Below are 22,909 nucleotides of genomic sequence, written 5' to 3'. Positions count from 1 at the left end.
ACGTGTTCTAATCTTGTCTAGCGATTTGTTCCCTACCCTTCGGGTGGGGTCCCCACTTCGCACAAGCGCTCATCGCCAGGTCCGTTCTCTCGGGAGGCAAATCAGTGACGTCCATTGAACAGCGTGACGTGCAGTCGGTCCTAGCCGGCATCGACGATCTGCTGCCGCTGATCGCCAAGCGGGCGCAGGCGACCGAGGATCTGCGGCGGCTGCCCGACGAGACGGTCGCCGAACTCGACGAGGTCGGCTTCTTCAAGCTGCTCCAGCCCGAGCAGTGGGGTGGCCTGCAGTGTGATCCGACGGCGTTCTACGAAGCGGTGCGTCGCATCGCAACGGCGTGCGGCTCGACCGGCTGGGTCAGCTCGATCGTCGGCGTGCACAACTGGCACCTCGCCCTGTTCGATCAGCAGGCGCAAGAAGAGGTGTGGGGCGAGGACCCGACCGTGCGCGTCTCCTCGTCGTACGCACCGATGGGCGCGGGCCACGTGGTCGACGGCGGCTACCTGGTCAGCGGCTCGTGGAACTGGTCTTCGGGTTGCGACCATGCGACGTGGACGTTCGTCGGCGGCCCAGTGATCAAGGACGGCAAGCCGGTCGACTTCGGCAGCTTCCTGATCCCGCGCACCGAGTACCGCATCGACGACGTGTGGCACGTGGTCGGCTTGAAGGGCACCGGCAGCAACACGCTGGTGGTCAAGGACGTCTTCGTGCCAACGCACCGGTTCCTCTCGTACAAGTCGATGAACGACCGCACGGCGGGCGGCCTGAAGACCAACACCGCTCCGGTCTACAAGATGCCTTGGGGGACTGTGCATCCCACCACGATTTCGGCGCCGATCGTCGGCATGGCGTACGGCGCCTACGATGCCCACGTCGAGCATCAGGGCAAGCGGGTGCGCGCCGCGTTCGCAGGTGAGAAGGCCAAGGACGACCCGTTCGCGAAGGTGCGCATCGCCGAGGCGGCAAGCGACATCGACGCCGCGTGGCGGCAGCTGATCGGCAACGTCGGCGACGAGTACGCGCTGCTGAAGGACGGCAAGGAGATTCCGTTCGAGCTGCGCGCCCGGGCCCGCCGCGACCAGGTGCGCGCCACCGGACGCGCCATCGCCTCCATCGACCGGCTGTTCGAGGCGTCGGGTGCGACCGCGTTGAACAACGACGCTCCTGTGCAACGGTTCTGGCGGGACGCGCACGCAGGCCGCGTGCACGCGGCCAACGATCCGGAACGCGCCTACCTGATCTTCGGGAACAACGAGTTCGGGCTGCCGCCCCAGGACACGATGGTCTGATGACGTCGTTCGCCGCCGAAGCCGCTCAACAGCAAGAGCTCACGTTCGAGTCGACCTCGCGGTACGCGCAGGTCCGCGAGGACATGCGGCTGCACTATCACGAAGCCGGCATCGGCAACGAGCAGACGATCGTGCTGTTGCACGGCGGCGGCCCAGGTGCGTCAAGCTGGTCGAACTTCTCCAAGAACATTCCGGTGCTGGCGCGACACTTCCACGTGCTCGCCGTCGACCAACCGGGATACGGGCATTCCGACAAGCACACCGAACACGAGCAGTACAACCGCTACAGTGCCACGGCGTTGCTCAACCTGTTCGATCACCTCAATATCGAACGTGCTGCGCTGGTTGGTAATTCGCTCGGCGGAGGCACCGCGGTACGGTTCGCACTCGACAACCCGAAGCGGGCGGGCAGGCTGGTGCTGATGGGCCCTGGCGGCCTTTCGGTCAACCTGTTCGCCCCCGATCCCACCGAGGGCGTGAAGCTGCTCGGGAAATTCGCCGGAGAGCCGACCCGCGAGAACATCGAGAAGTTCCTGCGCATCATGGTGTTCGATCAGAACCTCATCACGCCGGAACTGGTCGACGAGCGGTTCGCGATCGCCAGCCAGCCCGAGTCGCTTGCCGCGACGAAAGCCATGGGAAAGTCGTTCGCGGGGCCCGACTTCGAGCTCGGCATGATGTGGCGCGAGGTCTACAAGCTGCGTCAGCCGGTCCTGTTGATCTGGGGCCGCGAGGACCGCGTCAATCCGCTCGACGGCGCGCTCGTCGCGGTCAAGCAGATTCCGCGTGTGCAGTTGCATGTGTTCGGGCAGTGCGGACATTGGGCACAGCTGGAGAAGTTCGACGAGTTCAACAAGCTCACTGTTGATTTTCTTGGAGGTGGGTCATGAGCATCAAATCTCTGGGCTACCTGCGCATCGAGGCCACCGATGTCGCGGCGTGGCGCGAGTACGGCCTGAAGGTGCTCGGCATGGTCGAGGGCTCCGGCGCGACGGAAGGTGCGCTCTACCTTCGGATGGACGAGTTCCCGGCCCGCCTGGTGATCATCCCCGGCGAGAACGACCGGCTGCTTCAATCCGGCTGGGAGACGGCCAATGCCGCCGCGCTGCAGGAGATCCGCAACCGTCTCGACGTCGAGGGAACGCCGTACAAGGAGGCGTCGACAGCAGAGCTCGCCGACCGTCGCGTCGACGGGATGATCACGTTCGAGGACCCCTCGGGCAACACCCTCGAGGTCTTTCACGGAGTCGCGTTGGAGCACCGCCGCGTCGTCAGCCCTTACGGCCACAAGTTCGTCACCGAGCAGCAGGGCCTCGGCCACGTCGTGCTGACCACGCGCGACGATGCCGAGTCGCTGCACTTCTACCGTGACGTACTCGGCTTCTACCTGCGTGACTCGATGCGGCTGCCACCGCAGCTCGTCGGCAGGCCCGCCGACGGCCCGCCCGCTTGGTTGCGATTCTTCGGCGTCAACCCGCGTCACCACAGCCTGGCCTTCATGCCGGGGGAGACGCCGAGCGGCATCGTGCACCTGATGGTCGAAGTGGGCGAAGCCGATGACGTCGGGCTCTGTCTCGACCGTGCGCTGCGCCGCAAAGTGCCGATGTCGGCGACGCTGGGCAGGCACGTGAACGACAAGATGTTGTCTTTCTACATGAAGACGCCCAGCGGGTTCGACATCGAATTCGGCTGCGAGGGATTGCAAGTCGAGGACGACGACTGGGTGGCGCGGGAGAGCACCGCGGTCAGCCTGTGGGGGCATGACTTCAGCATCGGCTTCAAGTAGTAGGAGCAGTGTCCGCCGAGCCGATGGACCCTCGCACATTTCGAAATGTGCTCGGGCAGTTCTGCACCGGCATCACGGTGATCACCACGATGCACGACGGCGCGCCGATCGGCTTCGCCTGCCAGTCGTTCGCCGCGCTGTCCCTTGAACCGCCGCTGGTCCTGTTTTGCCCGACCAAGGTATCCCGCTCCTGGAAGGCCATCGAGGCGTCTGGCAAGTTCTGCGTCAACGTGCTGCATGAGAACCAGAAGGACGTATCCGCGCGGTTCGGTTCCAAGGAACCCGACAAGTTCGCCGGGATCGACTGGGGCCCATCTAATCTGGGCTCTCCGGTGATCAAGGGCACGCTCGCGCACATCGACTGCACGGTGCACTTGGTGCACGACGGCGGCGACCACCTCGTCGTCTTCGGCGCTGTGCACTCGCTGACCGATGTGCCGCACAAGAAGCCGCGGCCGCTGCTGTTTTACCGCGGCCAGTACACCGGAATCGAACCGGACAAGAACACGCCTGCGCACTGGCGCGACGATCTCGAGGCGTTCCTCACCGCCACCACCGACGACACCTGGCTCTAGGCGACCCAGACCCCGGCGGAGGGAGCTTTCGTGAAGTATTGCAGCGGGTCAGTGGTGTCAGCGGACGGAACCGTGGTAACTCATCGCGTGATAGGCGACGGGGCCACCCCCGTCGTTCTTGTCCACGGCGGAATGCAGGCGGCGCAGAACTTCGCGCGGCTCGCAGACATGCTGGGTTCCCGCTACACCGCCTATATCCCGGATCGGCGCGGCCGCAGGCCCGAGGTGCCGGCCGGAGAGGGTTACGGGCTGGCCCGCGAGGCCGAGGACCTCGACGCGTTGATGCGCACGGTCGAGGCACGTCGTGTCTTCGGGCTGAGCTCCGGCGCAATCATCGCGCTGTACACCGCAATTCAGTACGCGGGCATCGAAAAGCTCGCACTGTATGAGCCGCCGTTGACTCTCGACGGAGCCGACCCGGCGAAGTGGTTTCCGAGGTTCGAACATGCGATGGCGACTTCGGGCCCCGCTGCCGGGATGGTTGAAGTGCTCAAAGGCACCGGCGATCGGTCACCCCTGATGCTCGTGCCGCGCTGGGTGTTGACCCCGCTGCTGCGCATCGCACTCGAGAAGGACGCGAAGCAACACCCGTCTGGCGACATCCCGTTGCTCGGCCTCATACCAACGATGCGGCTGGACGGAGTCCTACAACGGGAGTCCGTCACGCTGGTGAACCCACGCATTGGCGAGCTGCGATCGGAGGTGCTGCTGCTGGGCGGTGAGAAGAGCGCGCATCCACTTCGCCTCGGGCTGGAGGCGCTTGCTCGACGCCTGCCGAATGCCGGACGGGTCGAGCTCAAGGGCACCGGACACACCGCGGCCGACAACCGCGGCGTCCCGCATCGGGTCGCGCGACTGCTCGGGGACTTCTTCGCGGGATAGGCTCCGTCAGGCTCTCTCGCCGATGAATTCGATGATCGTGGCCGCCACCTCGCGGTGCATGGTGTCGTTGAGGATGTCGTGGTGCCCGCCGGGAAACTCCTTGAGCTGCAGCGGTTCTATCTGCTCGGCGTAGGCAGCGACAGGGCCGACCGGTGCGATCGGATCACCGACGCCGTGCACCGCAAGGGTGGGCACCGTCAACCCCGGAAGATCCTTGCCGAACCGGTCCCATGCGGTGTCGAGCGCCCGCGCCAACGGCGCGCCGTCGGCATCGACGAAGGCCAACGGATCGTTTTCGAGCGAGTCCAGGTAGAACGGGTCGTGGGAGAGCCACTGCGGATCCAGATCGAACGAGCTGTCCGTGTCTAGCAACTCCGGAATCGGCACCAATGGCGCCCCCGAGATGACACCCGCGCGGTAGCGGTCTGGCTGATCGAGCAGCCTTGTCAAGGTCACCACCGCGCCGAACGAATGGCCCGCAGCGATCAGCGGCAGCCCGGGACGTTCGCGCTCCGCGAGCTCGGTCAATGTATCGGCGAGATCCGAGCTGTCGGCGATGGACCCGAAATCGCCGCGTGCGCCTGGGCTGAGTCCGTGGCCGAACTGGTCGACCGCCCACAGGTCGATACCGGCGGCATTGAGCGCAAAGCCGTACCGGTGGTAGAGCCCGGTGTGTTCACCGAAGCCGTGCAGGAAGACGACGACGGCGCGCGGTTCCTGCGCCGCCCAGTGTCGGTAGTAGGCCCTACCCTTCGGATGATCGATGAACGGCATGGCGATGAGTTTAGCTGTGATTCACCGCACACGGACTGCTCGCGTGAGATCCGGCCCGCCCTCTTTGGGCGCGGCAGCCAGTCCGATTCGTGCCGGCTGTCGATCAAATGGCGCCAGTGGAATTAAACCCTTGACCTCGTCGTTTTGTAAGACATACCGGAGTGGGAGACCCCCACGGAAGCCGGTAACGCGGAGTCCGGGCCCACAAGGCCCGAACCCCACAGAGAAGAAAGAAGAAGGCACTAAATGAAGAAGTTCGGGTTTGCCACAATCCTCGCGAGCGGTTTGGTTGCCGCCGTGCTCGGCTTTGCCGCGCCGGCTCAGGCGACCGTGCCGGGAAACGCCGTGGACGTGGTCTTCACCGGCCCGTCGCAGGGTGTCGACCACCTCGACTGGCTGAACGACATCCAGCAGAGGCCGAACGTGTCGCGTCCTGACACGACGGTGCGGAGCAGTCCGTAACCGGTCGCAAGCTGACAAGAGGGCACCCCAAGCGGGGTGCCCTCTTTTTCATGGGGCGCCAAGCAGTACGTCGTGTTGGTCGGCCATCCGATTTTGGATCGCAGCCACCACGGCGCCCACCTCGGGTCGTCGAAGCGTCTCTGGTCGCGCGACGAGCCAATAACTCAACTGGACGACAACAGCTTCCGGTAACACCCGGACGAGATCGTCGTGTCGGTCGGCCATGAAGCACGGCAGCAGGCCGATGCCCGCGGCGGCGCGGGTGGCCTCGACGTGGACGAAGACATTGGTCGACGTAACCGATTCGCGCATGGCAGGGGCGAAACTCGGCGCCAGGTCGAGGTCGTCGACCTGGAGCATGGAGTCGATGAAGTAGACCAAGGGATAGCGCGCAAGATCTTCGATGCTCTGCGGCGAACCGTGTTCGGTCAGGTACTCGTGTGCCCCGTACAGCCCGAGGCAGTAGTCGCCGAGCCGGATCGCCTCCGCCCGGTGCACCTGCGGTTCACCCACCACCACCTCGATGTCGAGTCCGGAGCGCTGCTGGGTGGCGCGCCGGGTGGCCGCCACGATCTCCACGGCTACCTTCGGATGCCTGCGCTGCACCTGCGCTGCAGCCGGCGCAGCGATGTATGCGCTGAAACCGTCGGTCGCCGAGATTCGGACCACCCCTTCGAGTCCCCGCGAGCCGTGGGCGTCGGTGGACAGCGAGCGCACCGCCGAATCAACCGCCTCGGCGGCCGCGAGCGCCTCCCGCCCGAGGTCGGTCAATTCCCAGCCGCCCGCGACGCGGGCCAGCACCCGCCCGCCGATCGACTCCTCGAGCGCGGCGATGCGGCGCGAGATCGTGGTGTGGTTGAGACCGAGTTCCTCTGCGGCCGTGGTGTAGCGGCCGGACCGGCCGACGGCCAGCAACACGAGGAGGTCGTCGGCGCTCGGCCGTCGACCCGAGGGCGGGGTCATGGAGGGCGGCACATCTGCATTTTCGCAGATACTTCCTGCAGTTTTGGCCATTGCAGGTTTGGGTACCTGCATGAATACTCACACAGGTCTGTGTCCCACGTCACATGTGAAGGAGCTACCCATGACCGGCGATTCCTTGTCGGCCCCGACCGGACTCAAGCGCGTCGTGGCGGCCTCGATGGCGGGCACCGTCGTCGAGTGGTACGAGTTCTTCCTCTACGGCACCGCGGCCACGCTGGTCTTCAACAAGGTGTTCTTCCCGGCGAGCGACAGCGCATACGGCGCCATCTTTGCCGCGCTGCTGACCTATGCGGTCGGATTCATCGCCCGCCCACTCGGCGGCGTGGTGTTCGGGCACTTCGGCGACAAGTACGGACGCAAGAAACTGCTGCAGTTCGCCATCTTGCTCGTCGGCGTCGTCACGTTCCTGATGGGCTGCCTGCCGACCCTTGACCAGATCGGCATCTGGGCGCCGGTGCTGCTGGTGGTCCTGCGCTTCCTTCAGGGATTCGCGGTCGGCGGTGAGTGGGGCGGCGCCGTGCTGCTGGTGGCCGAACACAGCCCGAACAAGAGTCGGGGTTTCTGGGCCAGTTGGCCGCAGGCTGCGGTGCCCGTCGGCAACATGCTCGCGACGATCGTGCTGTGGGTGCTGACCGCAACGCTGTCCGAGGAGGACTTCCTGTCCTGGGGATGGCGGGTCGCGTTCTGGCTGTCCGCGGTGGTGGTGCTCATCGGTTACTACATCCGGACCAAGGTGAGCGATGCGCCGATCTTCGTTGCGGCACAAGAGGAAGTAGAGCGCGTCAAGGCCGTCTCCTACGGCGTCGTGGAGGTGTTCAAGCGTTATCCGCGTGGAGTGTTCACCGCGATGGGCCTGCGGTTCGCCGAGAACGTCATGTACTACCTGGTCGTCATCGTCTCGATCACCTACCTCAAGGTTCATGTCGGCGTGGACACCAACGCGATCCTGCGCTACATGCTCGTCGCGCACGCCGTGCACTTCGTCGCCATTCCACTGGCTGGCAGGCTGGCCGACCGGGTCGGCCGCAGGCCGGTCTACTTCGTCGGCACCGTGCTCGCGGCCACCTGGGGCTTCTTTGCGTTCCCGATGATGGACAGCGCCAACTATCTGCTGATCATCGCCGCCATCGTCATCGGTCTGGTCATCCACTCGCTGATGTATGCGCCGCAACCGGCGATCATGGCCGAGATGTTCCCGACCAGGATGCGGTATTCCGGTGTGTCACTTGGCTATCAGGTCACCTCGATCGTCGCGGGCTCCGCGGCGCCTGCCATCTCCGTCAAGCTGCTGCAGATCTACGACTCCTGGGTGCCGATCGCGATCTACCTGGCCACCTCTGCGGCGATCACGCTCGTCGCGGTGTTCTATCTGCGCGAGACCAACGGGCTTGACCTCGAATCCCTCGACGAGGCCGACCGCGACGACCTGGCGAAGGCCGGGGTTCGGTGACGTCGCTCGAAGGGCGCACCGCCGTCGTCACCGGTGGGGCGAGCGGCATCGGCGCGGCGTGCGCCCGCGAGCTTGCCGCGCGTGGAGCCGTTGTGACCGTCGCGGACCTCGACGATGTCGGCGCCAAGTCCGTTGCGGATGAAGTCGGTGGAAAGGCCTGGCCCATAGATCTTTCCGACGCTTCCGCGTTGGAGCAGTTGCAGCTGGAGACCGACATCCTGGTCAACAATGCGGGGATCCAGCATGTCAGCCCCATCGCCGAATTTCCGCCCGACCGCTTCCGGTTCATGCTCACCCTCATGGTGGAGGCGCCCTTCCTGCTGATCCGGGGCGCGCTGCCGCATATGTACGACAACGGCTTCGGGCGCATCATCAACATCTCGTCGGTGCACGGCCTGCGTGCCTCGGAGTACAAGGTCGCCTACGTGACGGCCAAGCACGCACTCGAGGGACTGTCCAAGGTGACCGCGCTCGAGGGTGGCCCGCACGGGGTGACGAGCAACTGTGTCAATCCGGGGTACGTGCGCACGCCGTTGGTGACCAAGCAGATCGCCGACCAGGCCCGCACCCACGGCATCCCGGAGCAGGAGGTCACCGAGGACGTCCTTTTGAAGGAGAGCGCGATAAAACGGCTCCTCGAGCCGGAAGAGGTTGCAGCCCTGGTTGGTTGGCTCGCATCGCCGGACGCCGCAATGGTGACCGGCGCCTCCTACACCATGGACGGTGGCTGGAGCGCACGCTAGGTTCGAGGGCTGTCTACGGGTGGTTGTCAATCCGGCAGTTCTGCAAGAACCCAACCGGATCGCAGTACACGGCCACCGGCGGTCCAGGTTTGGGCGGGGGATTCTCGCCGTCCCAGATCATGTTGGAGACGTTGCCCATTCCCGGCCACAAGTAGTAGTAGGTGTGACAGACGTTCCAGTCCCAATTCAGTGGGTCGGTGACGTGATTACCGGTTGCAGGCACGGGTTCTTCTCCCGGGCACCAGTGGTGCGGTGGGCCCCAACCACCGTCGTCAGCCTGGGCGACACCGCCGCCAAGGCCCAGACCGGCGGTCACCACGGCGGCGGCCGCCAATCCAACGATGGTACGGATAATAGCCGTCTCCTGTCCTATGTCATTGGGCCGTCGTCGGCCTCGTAACAATTAGACAAGGGCGATGGCCTACCGATCACAAGTTTCGGCGGCGCGCGCGCTCCTATCCAGACCGTCCGGCAAACTCGCCGATGCGACGCAGTGCCTCGTCGATGTCGCCGGTCGGGCCGGCGAACGACAGCCGGACGAACGAACCGCCGCGCTGGGTGTCGAAATCGATGCCCGGCGCGATCGCGACGCCGGTGTCGGCCAGCAGTTTGGAGCAGAACGACAGCGAGTCGCCGGTCAGGTGCGAGACGTCGGCGTAGACGTAGAACGCGCCGTCGGTCGGTGCGAGCCGGTCGATGCCGATCTGTCGAAGCCCGGTCAGCAGCAGTTGCCGGTTGGCGGCATAGTGGTGCAGCAGCGCGTCGGACTCGGCGATCGACTCCGGCGTGAACGCCGAAACCGCGGCGATCTGCGACAGCACGGGCGGGCAGATGGTGAAGTTGCCGGTCAGGCAATCCACCGCACGTTGCAGCTCCTGCGGCACCAGCAGCCAGCCCAGCCGCCAGCCGGTCATCGCGAAGTATTTCGAAAAGCTGTTCACCACAACGGCTTCCCGCGATGTCTCCCATGCGCAGCTGGTGTCAGGAGCGCCCTCGTACACCAGGCCGTGATAGACCTCGTCACTGACCAGCCGAACGCCCGACTCCGCACACCACGACGCGATCGCCGCCAGCTCGTCGGGGGGAATCACGGTGCCGGTCGGGTTGGCCGGGCTCGCGACGATCACACCCTGCACAGGCGGATCGATTTCCGCGAGCATCTGCGCGGTTGGCTGGAACCTGGACTCGGGGCCGCACGGGATCTCGACGACCTCACAGCCGAGCGCCGAAAGGATGTTGCGGTAGCACGGATATCCGGGGCTGCCGATCGCGACGCGGTCACCGACGTCGAAACAGGCCAGGAATGCCAGCAGGAACCCGCCCGACGAGCCGGTGGTCACCACCACGTCATTGGGATCGACGAGCAGCCCGTGCCGGGATTGATAGGAGCCCGCGATCGCCGTGCGCAGTTCGGGGATGCCGAGCGCGACCGTGTAACCGAGCACTGTGTTGTCGAGCGCGGCTTTGGCCGCGGTGCGCACCGCAGTGGGGGCTCCTGCGCTCGGCTGGCCTGCCGACAGGTTCACCAGGTCGCCGTGCGTGCGCTGACGTTCGGCGGCGGCCAGCCACACGTCCATCACATAGAACGGCGGGATCCCGGCGCGAAGAGAGACGCTCATTCGGTCGAGGCTAACCCCCAGACGCAGGTTCCCCCGCAACGAGTCGTCCGATGCTGTCAAGCACGGACTCGGCCAGCGCGATATCGCCGCGGAGATCACGGTCCTCGTCATTGCGCGGCAGCACGTCCGCCAACACAAGCGTTTCGCCGACGACCCCGCCGAACCGCGTGTCGAGGCCGCGCTGGCGCAACAGCCGGACCGCGCCGACGAGCTCGCAGCACAGCAGAACCCGGTAGGCGGCGATAGACCGCTCGAGTTGTTGCACGCCCTGGGAAGCGAAGGTGGCATCCTCCTCCGCACCGCGCGACAACACGAGGGTGCCCGCAGAGGCAGGCTGCGCTGCGTTACGGATCTCGGCGATCGCACCGGCGGCGACGTACTCGACCATCATCAGACCGGATGATCCGTCCGCATCTGCGGCCAGGAAGGCATTGCCGCCGTTGGTATCCGGATCATTGAGCAATCTGATTCGAGAATGCGTGATCGGTGCGGTCAGGGCCAGCCCGAGCGTGGTCCCGTCGAGTTCAAGCGACAGCGACGCCTGATAGAACGATCCGTGATGGATCACGGATTCGTTCTCGATATCAAAGAGCGGATTTTCCTGCGCGGTGTTGAGCGTCCGCTCTAGCTGCCCCTCGAGCGAATGCAACGACGCCACCAAACTCGCCTGCGCGACCGGGTAAACCCGAAGTCCGTATGGGTCCTGAATGCGGGCGGGACGCGAGTCTGGCCGGCCCTTCGTCGTGAGAATTTCGCGAAGGCGGTCGGCAACCGCTTCCGCATAGGGCGCCGCCGCCGCCCGAGCCGCAATCGACGAAAGGGCTTGAGGATTGCCGTCGAGCGCAAGGAAACTCAGCGCGTAGATCGCGCTCGATGCGTGTTCGAGGCGGGAAAGCTCCTCCATCGCCAGACAGCCGCGCCCGATTGTCAGAGCGCTGCTGCTCATGAAGGGCAGCGCGCTGTCGGCGCCCCACGGCGTCATCGGTGTCAACGGCTTGGATGCGGGCCGCTCTCCGATCAACGTGAGTGCCGTGCCTGCCAGAGGTGCGAGGTCGCCGGTTCCGATCGACGCGTACTGCCTAAGCTCGGGTAGGGCGTCTTCGTTGAGCATCGTCTCCAAGCCACGAAGGATGGCGGGATCGAGTCCCGCGCCAGGCACACACAGCTGGATGAGCCGGACAGCTAGCATCGCTCGAACCGTTCGATCGTCGAGCGGATCCCCTGCGTCTACGGCGTGGCTGCGAAGCAGTCGCATGCCGTAGTCGGAATCGCCGGTAGGCACCTGAGCAGCGCGGTTCGCGCCTACGCCCGTTGTTCGGCCGTAGATGTCATACCGCGTGCTGAGCTCCGCCGCGATCTGGTGGGCACGTCCGACCGCCGCCAAAGTCGCAGGCGATACCGAGACATGGTCGCGACGGTCCGCGAGGCGCACCACGTCCGCGATGGTCGCGGATCCGTCGAGGTCGAGCATGAATTTCTCCTTCTTCGCTATCGCCGACGGGCGAGGTGGATCTATCATCGCCAAAATTAGGTCTTGCCGCTAGATGAAAATTGATTTTTACTTAATGGAACTCGCCGGAACAACGCCCTCGTAGCTTTCAGCCCAGCGAGAGGAGGTCGCAGTGGCCGAACCGTCGACGCGGACAGTCGAGCGCGCGCTCGCGCTGCTCGCGACCATCTGCGAGAGAGGCGGCGCCAATCTTGCTGACAGTGCCAGGGATTGCGATCTGGCCCCGAGTACCGCATTGCGGCTGCTGCGCACGCTGGAGACCACCGGATTCATCAGCCGGGATGAGTCGGGCGGCATGTATCGGCCTGGCACGCGTCTGATCCAGCTCGGGGCGCAGGCATTGTCCAACGAGTCGCTCGTCGATCTCGCGAAGCCGACGATGGAGAAGCTCGTCGCCGAAACGGGCGAGTCCGCATACCTTTCTGTCGAAGGGCACGGCGCGACCGCCCTGTACATCGGGATCGTCGAGGGAACCCACTCCGTCCGGCACACCAGCTGGGTCGGCCGAACGGTGCCGCTCGAAAAATCGGCGGCAGGCCGAGTGCTTCGCGGCCGAGTTCCCGATGTCGGATACGTGGTGGTCGAGCGCGGGGTCGAGGCTGACGTCACGGCGATCGCGTCTCCGCTCCATTCGGAAGCACGAATCATTGCCGCGATGAGCCTGGTGATTCCGAGCTACCGGCTCACCAAAAAACAGGCCGCGGAATACGGCCGGATGTTGATGCGCGCGACGGAGGATGTCTCCGCCCGGCTGAGTCGTGCATCGAAATCAACCCTCCCAGAAGGACAGTCATGATCACGTTCGACAACGTCTCCAAGGTGTATCCCGACGGCACTGTCGCGGTGGACAATCTCACCATCACCGCCCCTGCCGGAAAGATCACCACGCTGGTCGGCCCGTCGGGCTGCGGGAAGACCACGTCCATGCGGATGGTCAACCGCCTTATTGAGCCGTCGTCGGGCACCATCCAACTCGAGGGAGTCGACACCCAGACACTCGACCGGGTGACGCTGCGCAGGCGGATCGGCTACGTCATCCAGAATGCGGGCCTGTTCCCGCACCGCACCGTCGTCGACAACGTCGCGGCGCTTCCGCGGCTGCTCGGCGGCGGCAAGAAGGAAACCCGTTCGGCGGCAATGGAACTCCTTGAGCGGGTCGGGCTCGACGCCAAGTTCGCAAAGCGGTACCCATGGCAGCTGTCCGGGGGACAGCAACAGCGGGTCGGGGTGGCGCGGGCACTCGCGACCGACCCGCCCTTCCTGCTGATGGACGAACCCTTCAGTGCGGTGGATCCGATCGTTCGAAGTCAGCTGCAGGATGAATTCCTTCGTCTGCAGGCCGACATCTCCAAAACGATCGTGATGGTCACACACGACATCGACGAGGCGCTCAAGCTGGGTGATCAAGTTGTGGTGTTACGCCAGGGCGGCACGCTCGCACAAGCCGCGTCGCCTGCCGAGCTGCTCGCCGCACCGAGCGACACGTTCGTCGCCGATTTCGTCGGATCGGCGCGAGGCTACCGGGCGCTGGGCTTCGAGAACTGCGACAGCCTGCTGCAGCTGTCCGACGAGCCGACGATTACGGTCGGGCAGCGCGTTTCGGATATGCCGTCAGGAAACGGACGGTGGGTGCTGGCGGTCGACGCCAACAAGGTGCCGATCGGCTGGGTCGACAGCGACAGCGTGCGAGGCGATTCCGTGACAGCCAGCGACATCAACCTCAGCGGCACGTCTGCATCTCGGCGCGACCCTCTGCGCGACCTGTTGAACTCGGCCCTGTCGAGCCCCAGCGGTCGCTGCGTGGTCACCGACGAATCCGGTGCGCTGATCGGCACCGCGACCGACCACGACATCATCGACGCCATCAGGCGAGCCAAGGAAGCGCGGTTGGCGGCATGAACTGGATCTCGTCGAACATCGACCGCATCGTCAGCCTGACCATCAGCCACGCGTGGCTCACCCTGGTGCCGACGATCCTCGGACTGGTTGTCGCGTTACCGCTCGGCTGGTGGGCGCACCGATCGGGGCGCGGATATGCGGCGATCGTCGGAACCGCTGGCCTGCTCTACACGATCCCTTCGCTCGCCCTGTTCATCATCCTGCCGGTGGTATTGGGTACGAAGATCCTCGACCCCGTGAATATCGTTGTCGCACTGACGCTTTACACGGTGGCGTTGTTGGTCCGAGTCGTAGCAGACGGACTTGCCTCGGTGCCCCACGACACCGTCGCGGCCGCGGAGGCGATGGGGTATCGCGGCTGGCAACGGCTGCTGCTGGTCGAGCTGCCCGTCGCCGTGCCCGTCATCGCGGCAGGACTGCGGGTGGCGGTGGTGTCCAACGTCAGCATTGTCACCATGGCTGCGCTGCTGGGCATTCCGCAGCTGGGATCGCTGTTCACGCAAGGCTTTCAGCTTCGGCTGTTCACCCCGCTCATTGTCGGCGTCGTGCTCTGCGTCGTGCTGGCCGTCGTGTTCGACGGACTGATCCTCGTGGGCAACAAGCTCCTCACGCCCTGGCGGCAAAGGACGGTCACCTCATGAACATCGTCGGCTGGTTCACCGACCCCGGCAACTGGACGGGCTCGGCAGGCATCCCGGCACAGGTCGGCTACCACCTCGTGTATTCCGCTGTCGCGCTGCTCATCGCCCTGGCGATCGCGGTGCCGCTTGGAATCGTGATCGGCTACACCGGTCGCGGGGAGGCATTGGTCGCGGGTTTTGCGAATGCGTTGCGCGCGCTGCCGTCGCTCGGCCTGCTCGTCCTGCTCTTCCTGATCATCTCGCCGGTGGCCGCGGGAAAGCTCGTGTACGTGCTGCCCACCATCATCGTGCTGGTTCTGCTGGCGGTTCCGCCGATCCTCACCGGCACCTACGCGGGCATCCAGAACGCCGACCCGGATGCCGTCGGCGCTGCCCGCGGCATGGGCTTCACCAAGCGCCAGATCCTGATGCGCGTCCAGCTTCCCTGTGCGCTTCCGCTCATGGTGTCCGGTGTGCGGGCGTCGACTCTGCAGATAGTCTCGACCGCCACCATCGCCGCGTATCTCGGGCTGCAGGGCCTCGGTCGCTTCATCCTCGATGGCCGAGCGAATGCGAGCTTCGCCGAAATGGCAGGCGGCGCAATACTTGTCGCCGTTCTCGCCATCGTCCTCGAGTTCACTTTCGCTTGGGCCGGCCGAATTATCATCTCGCCCGGTCTCCGGCGGGTGGCCGCCAAGGACAGCACACCGCTTGCCACCGCGGTACTCGAGCCTGCCACCTAGGTGCCGACCGGCGCCGTTCACCCAACAGGAGAAAGACACATGAAGAAGCGCAGCATCCTTTCGGCCCTTGCGGCCGCCTCCGTTCTCGTGCTGACCGCCTGTGGTGGCGGCGGCAGCGATCCGCTGTCCGGTGGCGGCAACACCGGCGGATCGGAGGGTTCGCAGGTCATCGTCGGCTCGGCCGACTTCACCGAGAGCCAATTGATCGCCAGCATCTATTCACAGGCACTTCAGGCGGCGGGCGTGCAAACGAAGGAGCAGTTCAACATCGGCAGCCGCGAGGTGTACATCCAGGCGCTCAAGGACGGCTCAATAGACCTCGTTCCCGAATACACCGGTGCCCTGCTGAGTTATCTCGACCCCAAGTCGACCGCCGCGACGCCGGACGCGGTGTCCGGCGAACTCGTCAAGAAGCTGCCAGAAGGCATCGGCATGCTGACACCGTCTCCGGCCGAGGACAAGGATGTCGTGGCCGTGACACAGGCCACCGCCGACAAATACAAGCTCAAGTCGATCTCGGATCTGAAACCCGTCGCCGGTGAACTGGTGCTCGGCGGCCCGCCGGAATGGAAGACACGGACCCAGGGCGTGGTCGGTCTGCGTGATATCTACGGTCTCAACTTCAAGGATTTCGTCAGTCTCGACGCGGGTGGCACGTTGACGATGACGGCGCTCACCAACGGACAGATTCAGGCCGGCGACCTGTTCAGCACGGATCCTGGTCTGCACGCGAATAATCTTGTGGCCCTTAACGATGACAAGAACCTATTCGCTGCGGAGAACGTTGTTCCGCTGATCAAGTCGGCGAAACAGAACGATGCGATCAAGAAGACCCTCGACGCGGTCTCGGCCAAACTCACCACCGACGACCTCATCTCGATGAACGCAGAGGCCGCTGACGGCACAAACCTGTCTGATATCGCCAAGAAGTGGCTCGCGGGCGCAGGTATCGGCAAGAGCTGACGCAGGCGGACTGCCGGGTCAGAGCACCTCGGATTCGAGCCTGCGCAGATGCTCCCGCGGCGGCCCGAGCAGCTGCGCGCTGCCGTGCGCGCGCTTGAAATACAACTGGATGTCGTGCTCCCAGGTGATCGCGATGCCGCCGTGCATCTGCACGGCTTCGGCGGCCACCTTGGTGAACGCCTCGCTGGCCGAGAACCGGGCCAGCGCCGCCGACGTGGGCGAGGGTTCGGCGACGGCGTCGTTGACGACGGCGCGCGCGGACTGCACCGCGACGTAGAGGTCGGCCATCCGGTGCTTGAGCGCCTGGAAGCTGCCGATCGGGCGGCCGAACTGGACCCGGTCCTTGGTGTATTCGACGGTCAGGTCGAGGCATTTCGCCGCCGCGCCGATCTGCTCGACGGCAACCAGGATCGAAGCGGTGTCGGCAAGGCCGGGGTCGGCGCCGATGTCGGCGGTGTCCTGCGGCCGCAACCGTGCCAACGGCCGGGTCAGGTCCATGGTGTCGACGGGTGTCGACGTGAACGTGGTCCAGCGGGTGAGCTTCTCGCCGTCGGCGGCGACGACGATGTCGGCGACGGCGCCGTTGATCACGAAGCCGGGATCGAAGACAACGGTCCCGATCGCGGTGCCTTCGGCAAGGTTTTCCAGCGCATCGGCGTCGGGCTCGTCGGCGGAGAGCAGTGCGAGCTCGGCAAGCGTGGTGCCCAGCAGCGGCGTCGGCGTCAGCGCCTTGGCCAGCTCCTCGAGGACGACGGCGGCGTCGGCGAGCTCTCCTCCCGCGCCGCCCCGTTCCTCGGGCACCACCAGAGCGGCGGCTCCGACCTGCTCGCACAACAGCTTCCACAGCGACTCGTCGTAGCCGCGCTCCGACTCGATGGCTTGGCGCACCGCGGCGGGAGACGCGTGTTTGTCGACCAACGCCGCGACGGTTTCACGCAGTAGTTCGCGTTCTTGACTCATCACAAGGCCTCCAATACCCGGCGGCGGTGCCATGTCGGATCACCCCACGCCGACCGCAGCGCCTGTACCCGCAACAGCAGAAGTGACAGGTCGTGCTCCTGTGTGAAGCCGATGGCGCCGTGGGTCTGCAGTGACGAGCGGGCAGACAGCAGCGCGGCGTCGGCCGCCGCGACGAGCGCCGCGCTGACATCGCGTGCCGTGTCAGGCGAGCCGTCTGCCAGCGACAGGGCCGCACCGTAGACCAGCGGCCTGGCCAACTCGACGGCGATGTGCACGTCGGCAAGCTTGTGTTTGATGGCCTGATATGACCCGATCGTCCTGCCGAACTGGCTGCGCTGTTTCGCGTATGCCACCGAGGCGTCCAGCATGGCTTGGCCCGCACCGACCAGCTGCGCTGCCGTAGCGAGCACACCGTACTCGAAAGACTTTGCGGTGTCAGCCTTTCGGGCGTCGCCGGAAGCCGCCGCGTCGAACAGCTTGCGTGCGGGGTCGACCGAGTCGTGTCGACTGCCCGCGCTGCCGTCGCGCACCTCACCGTCGCCCGCGACGAGAATCAACCCTGCGGAGTCGGCGTCGACGGCGCGTGGCACATGCGGTGGGAAGGTGACCGTGGCGATCAACTCACCGGACGCGAGCGCACCGCAACGTTCGTCGTCGGCGAGCAGAATCGGTGCCACCGCGACGGATTCGACAACCGGGCCGGGGACGCCCCAGTACCCGAGGCGTTCAGCCGCGACGACCAGGTCGACGGGATGTGCGCCGATGCCATCAAACTGCTCGGGCACCAGCAGCGCCGTCACGCCGAGGTCGGCCAGTGTGGACCACACCTTGCGGCCGGGGCCGGTGTCGCCGTCGGCCCATGCGCGCACTGCAGCGGGAACGCCTGCGGAGCCGAGCGCGGCGTCGATGCTCGCCGCGAAGTCTCGCTGCTGTTCGTCGATCTCGAAGTTCATTTCTGGCCCTTGGGTTCTCGGGGCAGGCCCAACAGGCGCTCGGCGATGATGTTGCGCTGAATTTCGTTGGTGCCCGCGTAGATCGGACCGCCGAGCGCGAAAAGCAGGCCCTCTGTCCAGGAGTCCACCAGCTCGCCGTCTGCGCCCCGCATGTCCAGCGCCGTCTGGTGAAGGGCGACATCGAGATCCGACCAGAACACCTTGGTGATCGACGACTCGGCGCCGAGCTCGCCGCCGTTGGCGAGCCGCGTCACGGTTCCGAAGGTGTGCAGACGGTACGCCTGCGCCTTGATCCACGCATCGGCGACCCGGTCGGTGAAGACGGGATCTGGATTGGTCTTCCATTGCTCGACGAGTCGCTCGGCGGGCGCGATGAACCGCGCGGGGCTGCGCAGCGACATCCCGCGCTCGTTGCTCGAGGTGCTCATCGCGGCGCGCCAGCCGTCGTGCACCTCGCCGATCACGTCGTGGTCGGCCACGCTGACGTCGTCGAGGAAGATCTCCCCGAACCCGGTGTCGCCGCCGAGTTGGGCGATGGGCCGCACCGTCACCCCGTCAGCCTTCAGGTCGAACATGAAGTAGGTCAGCCCCTTGTGCCGCTCGGCTTCGGGATCAGACCTGAAGAGTCCGAATGCCCTGTCGCCGAACGGCGCCCGCGAACTCCAGATCTTCTGTCCGTTGAGCTTCCAGCCGCCGTCGGTCTTGGTCGCGGTTGAGCGCAGCGACGCCAGGTCGCTGCCCGACTCCGGCTCCGACCAGGCCTGCGCCCAGATCTCCTCGCCGCTGGCCATCTTCGGCAGCACCCGATCGAGTTGTTCCTCGGTGCCGTGCGCGAACAGCGTCGGAGCCAGCATCGAGGTGCCGTTGGCGCTGGCGCGACCGGGCGCCCCGGCCCGGAAGTACTCCTCCTCGTAGACGATCCACTGAAGCAGCGTGGCGTCGCGGCCGCCGTAGCGCTCCGGCCACGCGATGACCGACAGGCCCGCGTCGAAAAGCACCTTGTCCCAACGCCGGTGCTGTTCGAAGCCTTCTGCCGTGTCATAGGACTTGGTCGGGAAGTGTTCTTTGTTGGCGGCGAGAAAGTCGCGAACCTCGGTCCGGAACTCCTCTGTCTTGCTGTCGAAAGCCAGGTCCATCAGATGGACTCTCGCAGTTGCGGTTTGACCACTTTGCCTCCCGGGTTGCGCGGCAGTACGTCGAGGAAAGCCACCGATCGCGGGGTCTTGAAGTTCGCTAGATGCTCACGGGTGTAAGCGATCACGGCCGCCTCGTCGAGTTCGGCGCCGGGCAGCTTGACGACGAACGCCTTGCCGACCTCGCCCAACCGTTCGTCGGGCACCCCGATGACGGCGGCCTCGGCGACCCCGTCCAGGCGTGCGAGCACCTGCTCGATCTCGGCGGGGTAGACATTGAACCCGCCACAGATGTACATGTCCTTGAGCCGGTCGGTGATCTTCAGATTCCCGGCCTCGTCGACGCGGCCGACGTCGCCGGTGTGCAGCCAGCCGTCGGCGTCGACGGTGTTGGCCGTCGCCTCGGGATCGTCGAGGTAGCCGAGCATCACGTTGGGTCCGCGCAGCAGCACCTCGCCCGTGCCGTCGTCGGCTGGGTTGTCGATGCGCAGCTCGAAGTCGGCTATCGGGCGCCCGCACGTGGTGGCGACGGTGACGGCGTCGTCGTCGGGGCGGCACATCGTGCCGAACCCGCTGGCCTCGGTCAGCCCGTACGCCGTCAGCACGATGTCGATGTCCAATTCCGACTGCATGCGTTCGATCAGCACCACCGGGATCGTCGCGGCGCCGGTGACCGCGAATCGCAGCGAGCTGAGGTCGTAGTCGCCGCGCCTGGGATGGTCGAGCAGGCTCTGGTAGATCGTCGGGGGCCCGGGAAGCACGGTGATCCGGTGTTCGGCCACCGCGGCCATCGCCTTCTCCGGGTCGAATGTGAGCTGCGGTATCAGCGTTGCCCCGGTCTGAAGGCAGGCCAGGATGCCCGCCTTGTAGCCGAAGTTGTGAAAGAACGGGTTTATGCAGAGGTAGCGGTCGGCGCTGGTGACCTGCCCGCACGCCGCCCACGCCGCGGGAGCGTCCAGCGACTGCCGGTGCGCACATAGCGCGCCCTTGCTGCGGCCGGTGGTGCCGGAGGTGAAAAGGATGTCGCTGACGTCGTCTGGCCTGACCGCCGCCGCGCGGCGCTCGACCGCGTCCAGATCAGACCCGCGGGCGACGAACTCGGCCCAGTTGCCGTCGTCCTTGTCGATCGGGACTCGCACGATGTGCCGCAGGTCGGGCAGCGCGGTCCGGTCCAGGTTGGCGGTCTTGTCGGCGCCGAGGAACTCGCCGGCCGCGACCAGCAGCGGCGCCCCTGTGCGGGCCAGTACGTCGGCGGCTTCGCCTGCGGTGTAGCGGGTGTTGAGGGGGACGACGACGCCGCCCGCGTAGTGGGTGGCCAGGCATGCGACCACCCAGTGCCAGGTGTTCGGCGACCAGATCGCGACGCGGTCCCCGGCGGCAACGCCCAGGTCGATCATCGCGGCGGCGGCTCCCCGCACCTCGCGGCGCAACTGCGCGAAGGTGAGCCGCCGATCGCCCGCTATCAGGGCTTCGTGGTCGGCGAATTGGTCGGCAATCCGGTCCAGGACCTGCGGAATGGTCCTCAGATCGGTCTTCATCGACGCTCCTCCAACAAAGCAAGTGCTTGGTAGGTTAGCCTACAGGGATGATGGAGGTCCATGAGTTTCGGGCCGAGGTCCGCGACTGGCTCGCCGACAATCTCGTCGGTGAATTCGCCGCGCTCAAGGGTCTCGGCGGGCCGGGTCGCGAGGATGAGGCGTTCGAAGACCGGTTGGCGTGGAACAAGCATCTCGCCGCTGCGGGCATGACGTGTCTGGGCTGGCCCGAAGAGCACGGCGGCCGCGGCCTTTCGGTTGCGCACCGCGTCGCCTTCTATGAGGAGTACGCCAAGGCCGACGCCCCCGACAAGGTCAACCACTTCGGCGAGGAACTGCTCGGGCCGACGCTGATCGCCTACGGCACGCCGGAGCAGCAGAAGCGCTTCCTGCCGAACATCCTCAACGTGACCGAACTGTGGTGCCAGGGCTATTCGGAGCCCGGCGCAGGGAGCGATCTGGCCAACGTTTCGACCACCGCCGAACTCGACGGCGATCAGTGGGTGATCAACGGCCAGAAGGTGTGGACGTCGATGGCGCACCTCTCGCAGTGGTGCTTCGTGGTGGCTCGCACAGAGAAGGGCTCGAAGCGACACGCCGGCCTTTCGTATCTGCTGGTTCCGCTCGATCAGCCCGGAGTCGAGGTACGCCCGATTGTGCAGCTGACGGGGACGGCTGATTTCAACGAGGTGTTCTTCGACGACGCCCGCACCGACGCAGACCTCGTCGTCGGTCAGCCCGGCGACGGCTGGCGGGTGGCGATGGGGACGCTGACCTTCGAGCGCGGCGTGTCGACGCTTGGGCAGCAGATCCGTTACGCGCGTGAACTTTCCAACCTGGCCGACGTGGCCAAGGAGACCGGCGCCGTCGACGATCCGGTTATCCGAGAGCGCCTCACCCGCTCGTGGGTGGGCCTGCGCACCATGCGGTCCTACGCGCTCGCCACCATGGACGTGGAGGGGGGCCGGCAGGCCGCCGGAAAAGATTCGGTGTCAAAGTTGTTGTGGGCCAATTGGCATCGTGATCTCGGCGAGCTGGCGATGGATATCGTCGGTAAGGCAGGTCTGGTGGCAGAGGGCGGCAAGTTCGACGAGTGGCAGCATCTGTACCTGTTCACCCGCGCCGACACCATCTACGGCGGGTCGAACGAAATCCAGCGCAACATCATCGCCGAGCGCGTGCTCGGCTTACCGCGTGAGGTCAAAGGCCGATGAGCGCCCGCGCGAAGAGGAGACGTGTATGAGTCTTGCCGAAGCGCCCAAAGAGATTGACGGGCATGGACTTCTGACCGGAAAGGTGGTCGTTGTGACGGCGGCGGCCGGCACCGGCATCGGGTCGGCAGTCGCGCGCCGCGCGCTGGCCGAGGGCGCCGACGTGGTCGTCTCCGACCACCACGAGCGGCGCCTCGGTGAAACCCGGGACCAGTTGGCGGGGCTCGGCCTTGGCCGGGTGGAGAGCGTGGTCTGCGATGTGACGTCTACCGCGCAGGTCGATGCGCTCATCTCGTCGACGACCGCGCGGTTGGGGCGCCTCGATGTGCTCGTCAACAACGCAGGCCTCGGCGGCCAGACCCCGGTCATCGACATGACCGACGACGAATGGGACCGGGTGCTCAACGTGACGTTGACGTCGGTGATGCGGGCGACCCGTGCCGCACTGCGGTACTTCCGCGACGCCGGCCACGGCGGCGTGATCGTCAACAACGCCAGCGTGCTCGGCTGGCGGGCCCAGCATTCGCAGTCGCACTATGCCGCGGCGAAGGCGGGCGTGATGGCCCTGACCCGCTGCAGCGCAATCGAAGCCGTCGAGCACGGCGTGCGGATCAATGCCGTGTCGCCGAGCATCGCGCGCCACAAGTTCCTGGAGAAGACGAGTTCGTCGGATCTGCTCGATCGGCTGTCGGAGGGGGAGGCCTTCGGCCGGGCCGCCGAACCGTGGGAGGTCGCGGCCACGATTGCGTTCCTTGCCAGCGACTACTCCAGTTATCTGACCGGAGAGGTAATTTCGGTATCGAGCCAGCGCGCCTGAC

General features: G+C 65.8%; 24 protein-coding genes. 15 read left to right on the top strand and 9 right to left on the bottom strand.

The window, feature by feature from the left end:
- Window positions 1-104: 104 nt before the first annotated feature.
- The 5 genes from hsaA to D6M19_RS26660 are packed head-to-tail and all read left to right on the top strand — an operon-like array spanning window position 105 to window position 4,532.
- The gene (hsaA, locus tag D6M19_RS26680) at window positions 105-1,289 is read left to right on the top strand and encodes a 3-hydroxy-9,10-secoandrosta-1,3,5(10)-triene-9,17-dione monooxygenase oxygenase subunit (RefSeq protein ID WP_123028295.1); all 1,185 of its coding nucleotides are present in this window, start codon (window positions 105-107) and stop codon (window positions 1,287-1,289) included.
- Window positions 1,289-2,179: a 4,5:9,10-diseco-3-hydroxy-5,9,17-trioxoandrosta-1(10),2-diene-4-oate hydrolase gene (gene hsaD, locus D6M19_RS26675; RefSeq protein WP_123028294.1), complete on the top strand. Its 891-nt coding sequence runs from the start codon at window positions 1,289-1,291 to the stop codon at window positions 2,177-2,179. The genes hsaA and hsaD overlap by 1 nt, the downstream gene beginning before the upstream one ends.
- On the top strand, window positions 2,176-3,075 hold the full coding sequence (hsaC, locus tag D6M19_RS26670) for an iron-dependent extradiol dioxygenase HsaC (protein ID WP_123028293.1): 900 nt from the start codon (window positions 2,176-2,178) through the stop codon (window positions 3,073-3,075). Before hsaD ends, hsaC begins: the two co-directional genes overlap by 4 nt.
- An 8-nt stretch (window positions 3,076-3,083) precedes the next feature.
- Window positions 3,084-3,650 carry a 3-hydroxy-9,10-secoandrosta-1,3,5(10)-triene-9,17-dione monooxygenase reductase subunit gene (gene hsaB, locus D6M19_RS26665; RefSeq protein WP_123028292.1) on the top strand — a complete coding sequence of 189 codons (567 nt, stop codon included), beginning with the start codon at window positions 3,084-3,086 and terminating at the stop codon, window positions 3,648-3,650.
- 30 nt (window positions 3,651-3,680) lie between these two features.
- Window positions 3,681-4,532 (top strand): alpha/beta fold hydrolase, encoded by an 852-nt coding sequence (locus tag D6M19_RS26660; protein WP_164478705.1) that lies wholly within the window; start codon window positions 3,681-3,683, stop codon window positions 4,530-4,532.
- A 6-nt stretch (window positions 4,533-4,538) separates the two neighbouring features.
- On the opposite strand, the gene D6M19_RS26655 is transcribed toward D6M19_RS26660, so the two are convergent.
- Window positions 4,539-5,306, bottom strand: coding sequence for an alpha/beta fold hydrolase (locus tag D6M19_RS26655; protein WP_123028290.1), 768 nt, complete (start codon window positions 5,304-5,306; stop codon window positions 4,539-4,541).
- 246 nt (window positions 5,307-5,552) lie between these two features.
- Between D6M19_RS26655 and D6M19_RS26650 the strand changes: the two genes are divergently transcribed.
- Complete coding sequence (locus D6M19_RS26650; RefSeq protein ID WP_123028289.1) at window positions 5,553-5,768, top strand: hypothetical protein; 216 nt, start codon at window positions 5,553-5,555, stop codon at window positions 5,766-5,768.
- Window positions 5,769-5,816: 48 nt separating this feature from the next.
- Here D6M19_RS26650 and D6M19_RS26645 read toward each other — a convergent pair whose 3' ends face one another.
- A complete protein-coding gene (locus D6M19_RS26645) occupies window positions 5,817-6,782 on the bottom strand; it encodes a LysR family transcriptional regulator (RefSeq protein ID WP_234835056.1) in 966 nt (321 codons plus the stop codon).
- A gap of 70 nt (window positions 6,783-6,852) precedes the next feature.
- Here D6M19_RS26645 and D6M19_RS26640 point away from each other — a divergent pair, with 70 nt between their 5' ends.
- Entirely contained in the window at window positions 6,853-8,202 is a 1,350-nt protein-coding gene (locus D6M19_RS26640) for an MFS transporter (RefSeq protein WP_123028287.1), read from the top strand.
- Window positions 8,199-8,945, top strand: a complete 747-nt coding sequence (locus D6M19_RS26635; protein WP_123028286.1) for a 3-hydroxybutyrate dehydrogenase — start codon at window positions 8,199-8,201, stop codon at window positions 8,943-8,945. The genes D6M19_RS26640 and D6M19_RS26635 overlap by 4 nt, the downstream gene beginning before the upstream one ends.
- A 13-nt stretch (window positions 8,946-8,958) precedes the next feature.
- Here the strand turns inward: D6M19_RS26635 and D6M19_RS26630 are convergent, their stop codons facing one another.
- The 3 genes from D6M19_RS26630 to D6M19_RS26620 form a co-directional block, all read right to left on the bottom strand.
- A complete protein-coding gene (locus tag D6M19_RS26630) occupies window positions 8,959-9,279 on the bottom strand; it encodes a hypothetical protein (RefSeq protein WP_123028285.1) in 321 nt (106 codons plus the stop codon).
- A 121-nt stretch (window positions 9,280-9,400) separates the two neighbouring features.
- Window positions 9,401-10,564, bottom strand: coding sequence for a pyridoxal phosphate-dependent aminotransferase (locus tag D6M19_RS26625; RefSeq protein WP_123028284.1), 1,164 nt, complete (start codon window positions 10,562-10,564; stop codon window positions 9,401-9,403).
- A gap of 10 nt (window positions 10,565-10,574) precedes the next feature.
- Window positions 10,575-12,035 (bottom strand): aromatic amino acid lyase, encoded by a 1,461-nt coding sequence (locus D6M19_RS26620; RefSeq protein WP_123028314.1) that lies wholly within the window; start codon window positions 12,033-12,035, stop codon window positions 10,575-10,577.
- A 151-nt stretch (window positions 12,036-12,186) separates the two neighbouring features.
- Between D6M19_RS26620 and D6M19_RS26615 the strand changes: the two genes are divergently transcribed.
- From D6M19_RS26615 to D6M19_RS26595, 5 genes are read left to right on the top strand one after another with little or no spacing between them, the layout of a single operon-like run.
- The gene (locus D6M19_RS26615; RefSeq protein WP_123028283.1) at window positions 12,187-12,870 is read left to right on the top strand and encodes an IclR family transcriptional regulator; all 684 of its coding nucleotides are present in this window, start codon (window positions 12,187-12,189) and stop codon (window positions 12,868-12,870) included.
- Window positions 12,867-13,973 carry an ABC transporter ATP-binding protein gene (locus tag D6M19_RS26610; protein ID WP_123028282.1) on the top strand — a complete coding sequence of 369 codons (1,107 nt, stop codon included), beginning with the start codon at window positions 12,867-12,869 and terminating at the stop codon, window positions 13,971-13,973. Before D6M19_RS26615 ends, D6M19_RS26610 begins: the two co-directional genes overlap by 4 nt.
- On the top strand, window positions 13,970-14,614 hold the full coding sequence (locus D6M19_RS26605; protein WP_123028281.1) for an ABC transporter permease: 645 nt from the start codon (window positions 13,970-13,972) through the stop codon (window positions 14,612-14,614). The genes D6M19_RS26610 and D6M19_RS26605 overlap by 4 nt, the downstream gene beginning before the upstream one ends.
- On the top strand, window positions 14,611-15,336 hold the full coding sequence (locus D6M19_RS26600) for an ABC transporter permease (RefSeq protein WP_123028280.1): 726 nt from the start codon (window positions 14,611-14,613) through the stop codon (window positions 15,334-15,336). Before D6M19_RS26605 ends, D6M19_RS26600 begins: the two co-directional genes overlap by 4 nt.
- 39 nt (window positions 15,337-15,375) lie before the next feature.
- On the top strand, window positions 15,376-16,299 hold the full coding sequence (locus tag D6M19_RS26595; RefSeq protein WP_123028279.1) for an ABC transporter substrate-binding protein: 924 nt from the start codon (window positions 15,376-15,378) through the stop codon (window positions 16,297-16,299).
- A gap of 18 nt (window positions 16,300-16,317) precedes the next feature.
- Here the strand turns inward: D6M19_RS26595 and ipdE2 are convergent, their stop codons facing one another.
- Genes ipdE2 through fadD3 form a run of 4 tightly spaced genes read right to left on the bottom strand, consistent with a single transcriptional unit; the run spans window position 16,318 to window position 20,883 of the window.
- A complete protein-coding gene (gene ipdE2, locus D6M19_RS26590; RefSeq protein WP_123028278.1) occupies window positions 16,318-17,259 on the bottom strand; it encodes an acyl-CoA dehydrogenase IpdE2 in 942 nt (313 codons plus the stop codon).
- Window positions 17,259-18,212 carry an acyl-CoA dehydrogenase family protein gene (locus D6M19_RS26585; RefSeq protein WP_123028277.1) on the bottom strand — a complete coding sequence of 318 codons (954 nt, stop codon included), beginning with the start codon at window positions 18,210-18,212 and terminating at the stop codon, window positions 17,259-17,261. Before D6M19_RS26585 ends, ipdE2 begins: the two co-directional genes overlap by 1 nt.
- Window positions 18,209-19,348 carry an acyl-CoA dehydrogenase family protein gene (locus D6M19_RS26580; RefSeq protein ID WP_123028276.1) on the bottom strand — a complete coding sequence of 380 codons (1,140 nt, stop codon included), beginning with the start codon at window positions 19,346-19,348 and terminating at the stop codon, window positions 18,209-18,211. The genes D6M19_RS26585 and D6M19_RS26580 overlap by 4 nt, the downstream gene beginning before the upstream one ends.
- Complete coding sequence (gene fadD3, locus D6M19_RS26575) at window positions 19,348-20,883, bottom strand: 3-((3aS,4S,7aS)-7a-methyl-1,5-dioxo-octahydro-1H-inden-4-yl)propanoate--CoA ligase FadD3 (protein ID WP_123028275.1); 1,536 nt, start codon at window positions 20,881-20,883, stop codon at window positions 19,348-19,350. The genes D6M19_RS26580 and fadD3 overlap by 1 nt, the downstream gene beginning before the upstream one ends.
- Before the next feature lie 47 nt (window positions 20,884-20,930).
- Here fadD3 and ipdE1 point away from each other — a divergent pair, with 47 nt between their 5' ends.
- Both ipdE1 and ipdF read left to right on the top strand, forming a co-directional pair.
- Window positions 20,931-22,094 (top strand): acyl-CoA dehydrogenase IpdE1, encoded by a 1,164-nt coding sequence (ipdE1, locus tag D6M19_RS26570; RefSeq protein ID WP_123028274.1) that lies wholly within the window; start codon window positions 20,931-20,933, stop codon window positions 22,092-22,094.
- 25 nt (window positions 22,095-22,119) lie between these two features.
- Window positions 22,120-22,908: a (5R,7aS)-5-hydroxy-7a-methyl-1-oxo-2,3,5,6,7,7a-hexahydro-1H-indene-carboxyl-CoA reductase gene (gene ipdF, locus D6M19_RS26565; RefSeq protein ID WP_123028273.1), complete on the top strand. Its 789-nt coding sequence runs from the start codon at window positions 22,120-22,122 to the stop codon at window positions 22,906-22,908.
- The last annotated feature ends 1 nt before the right edge of the window (window position 22,909 follow it).

This window comes from Mycolicibacterium stellerae (assembly GCF_003719305.1).
GTDB lineage: Bacteria > Actinomycetota > Actinomycetes > Mycobacteriales > Mycobacteriaceae > Mycobacterium > Mycobacterium stellerae.
Note: the sequence above shows the minus strand (reverse complement) of the source record. Positions and strands in the feature narration are given on the sequence as shown.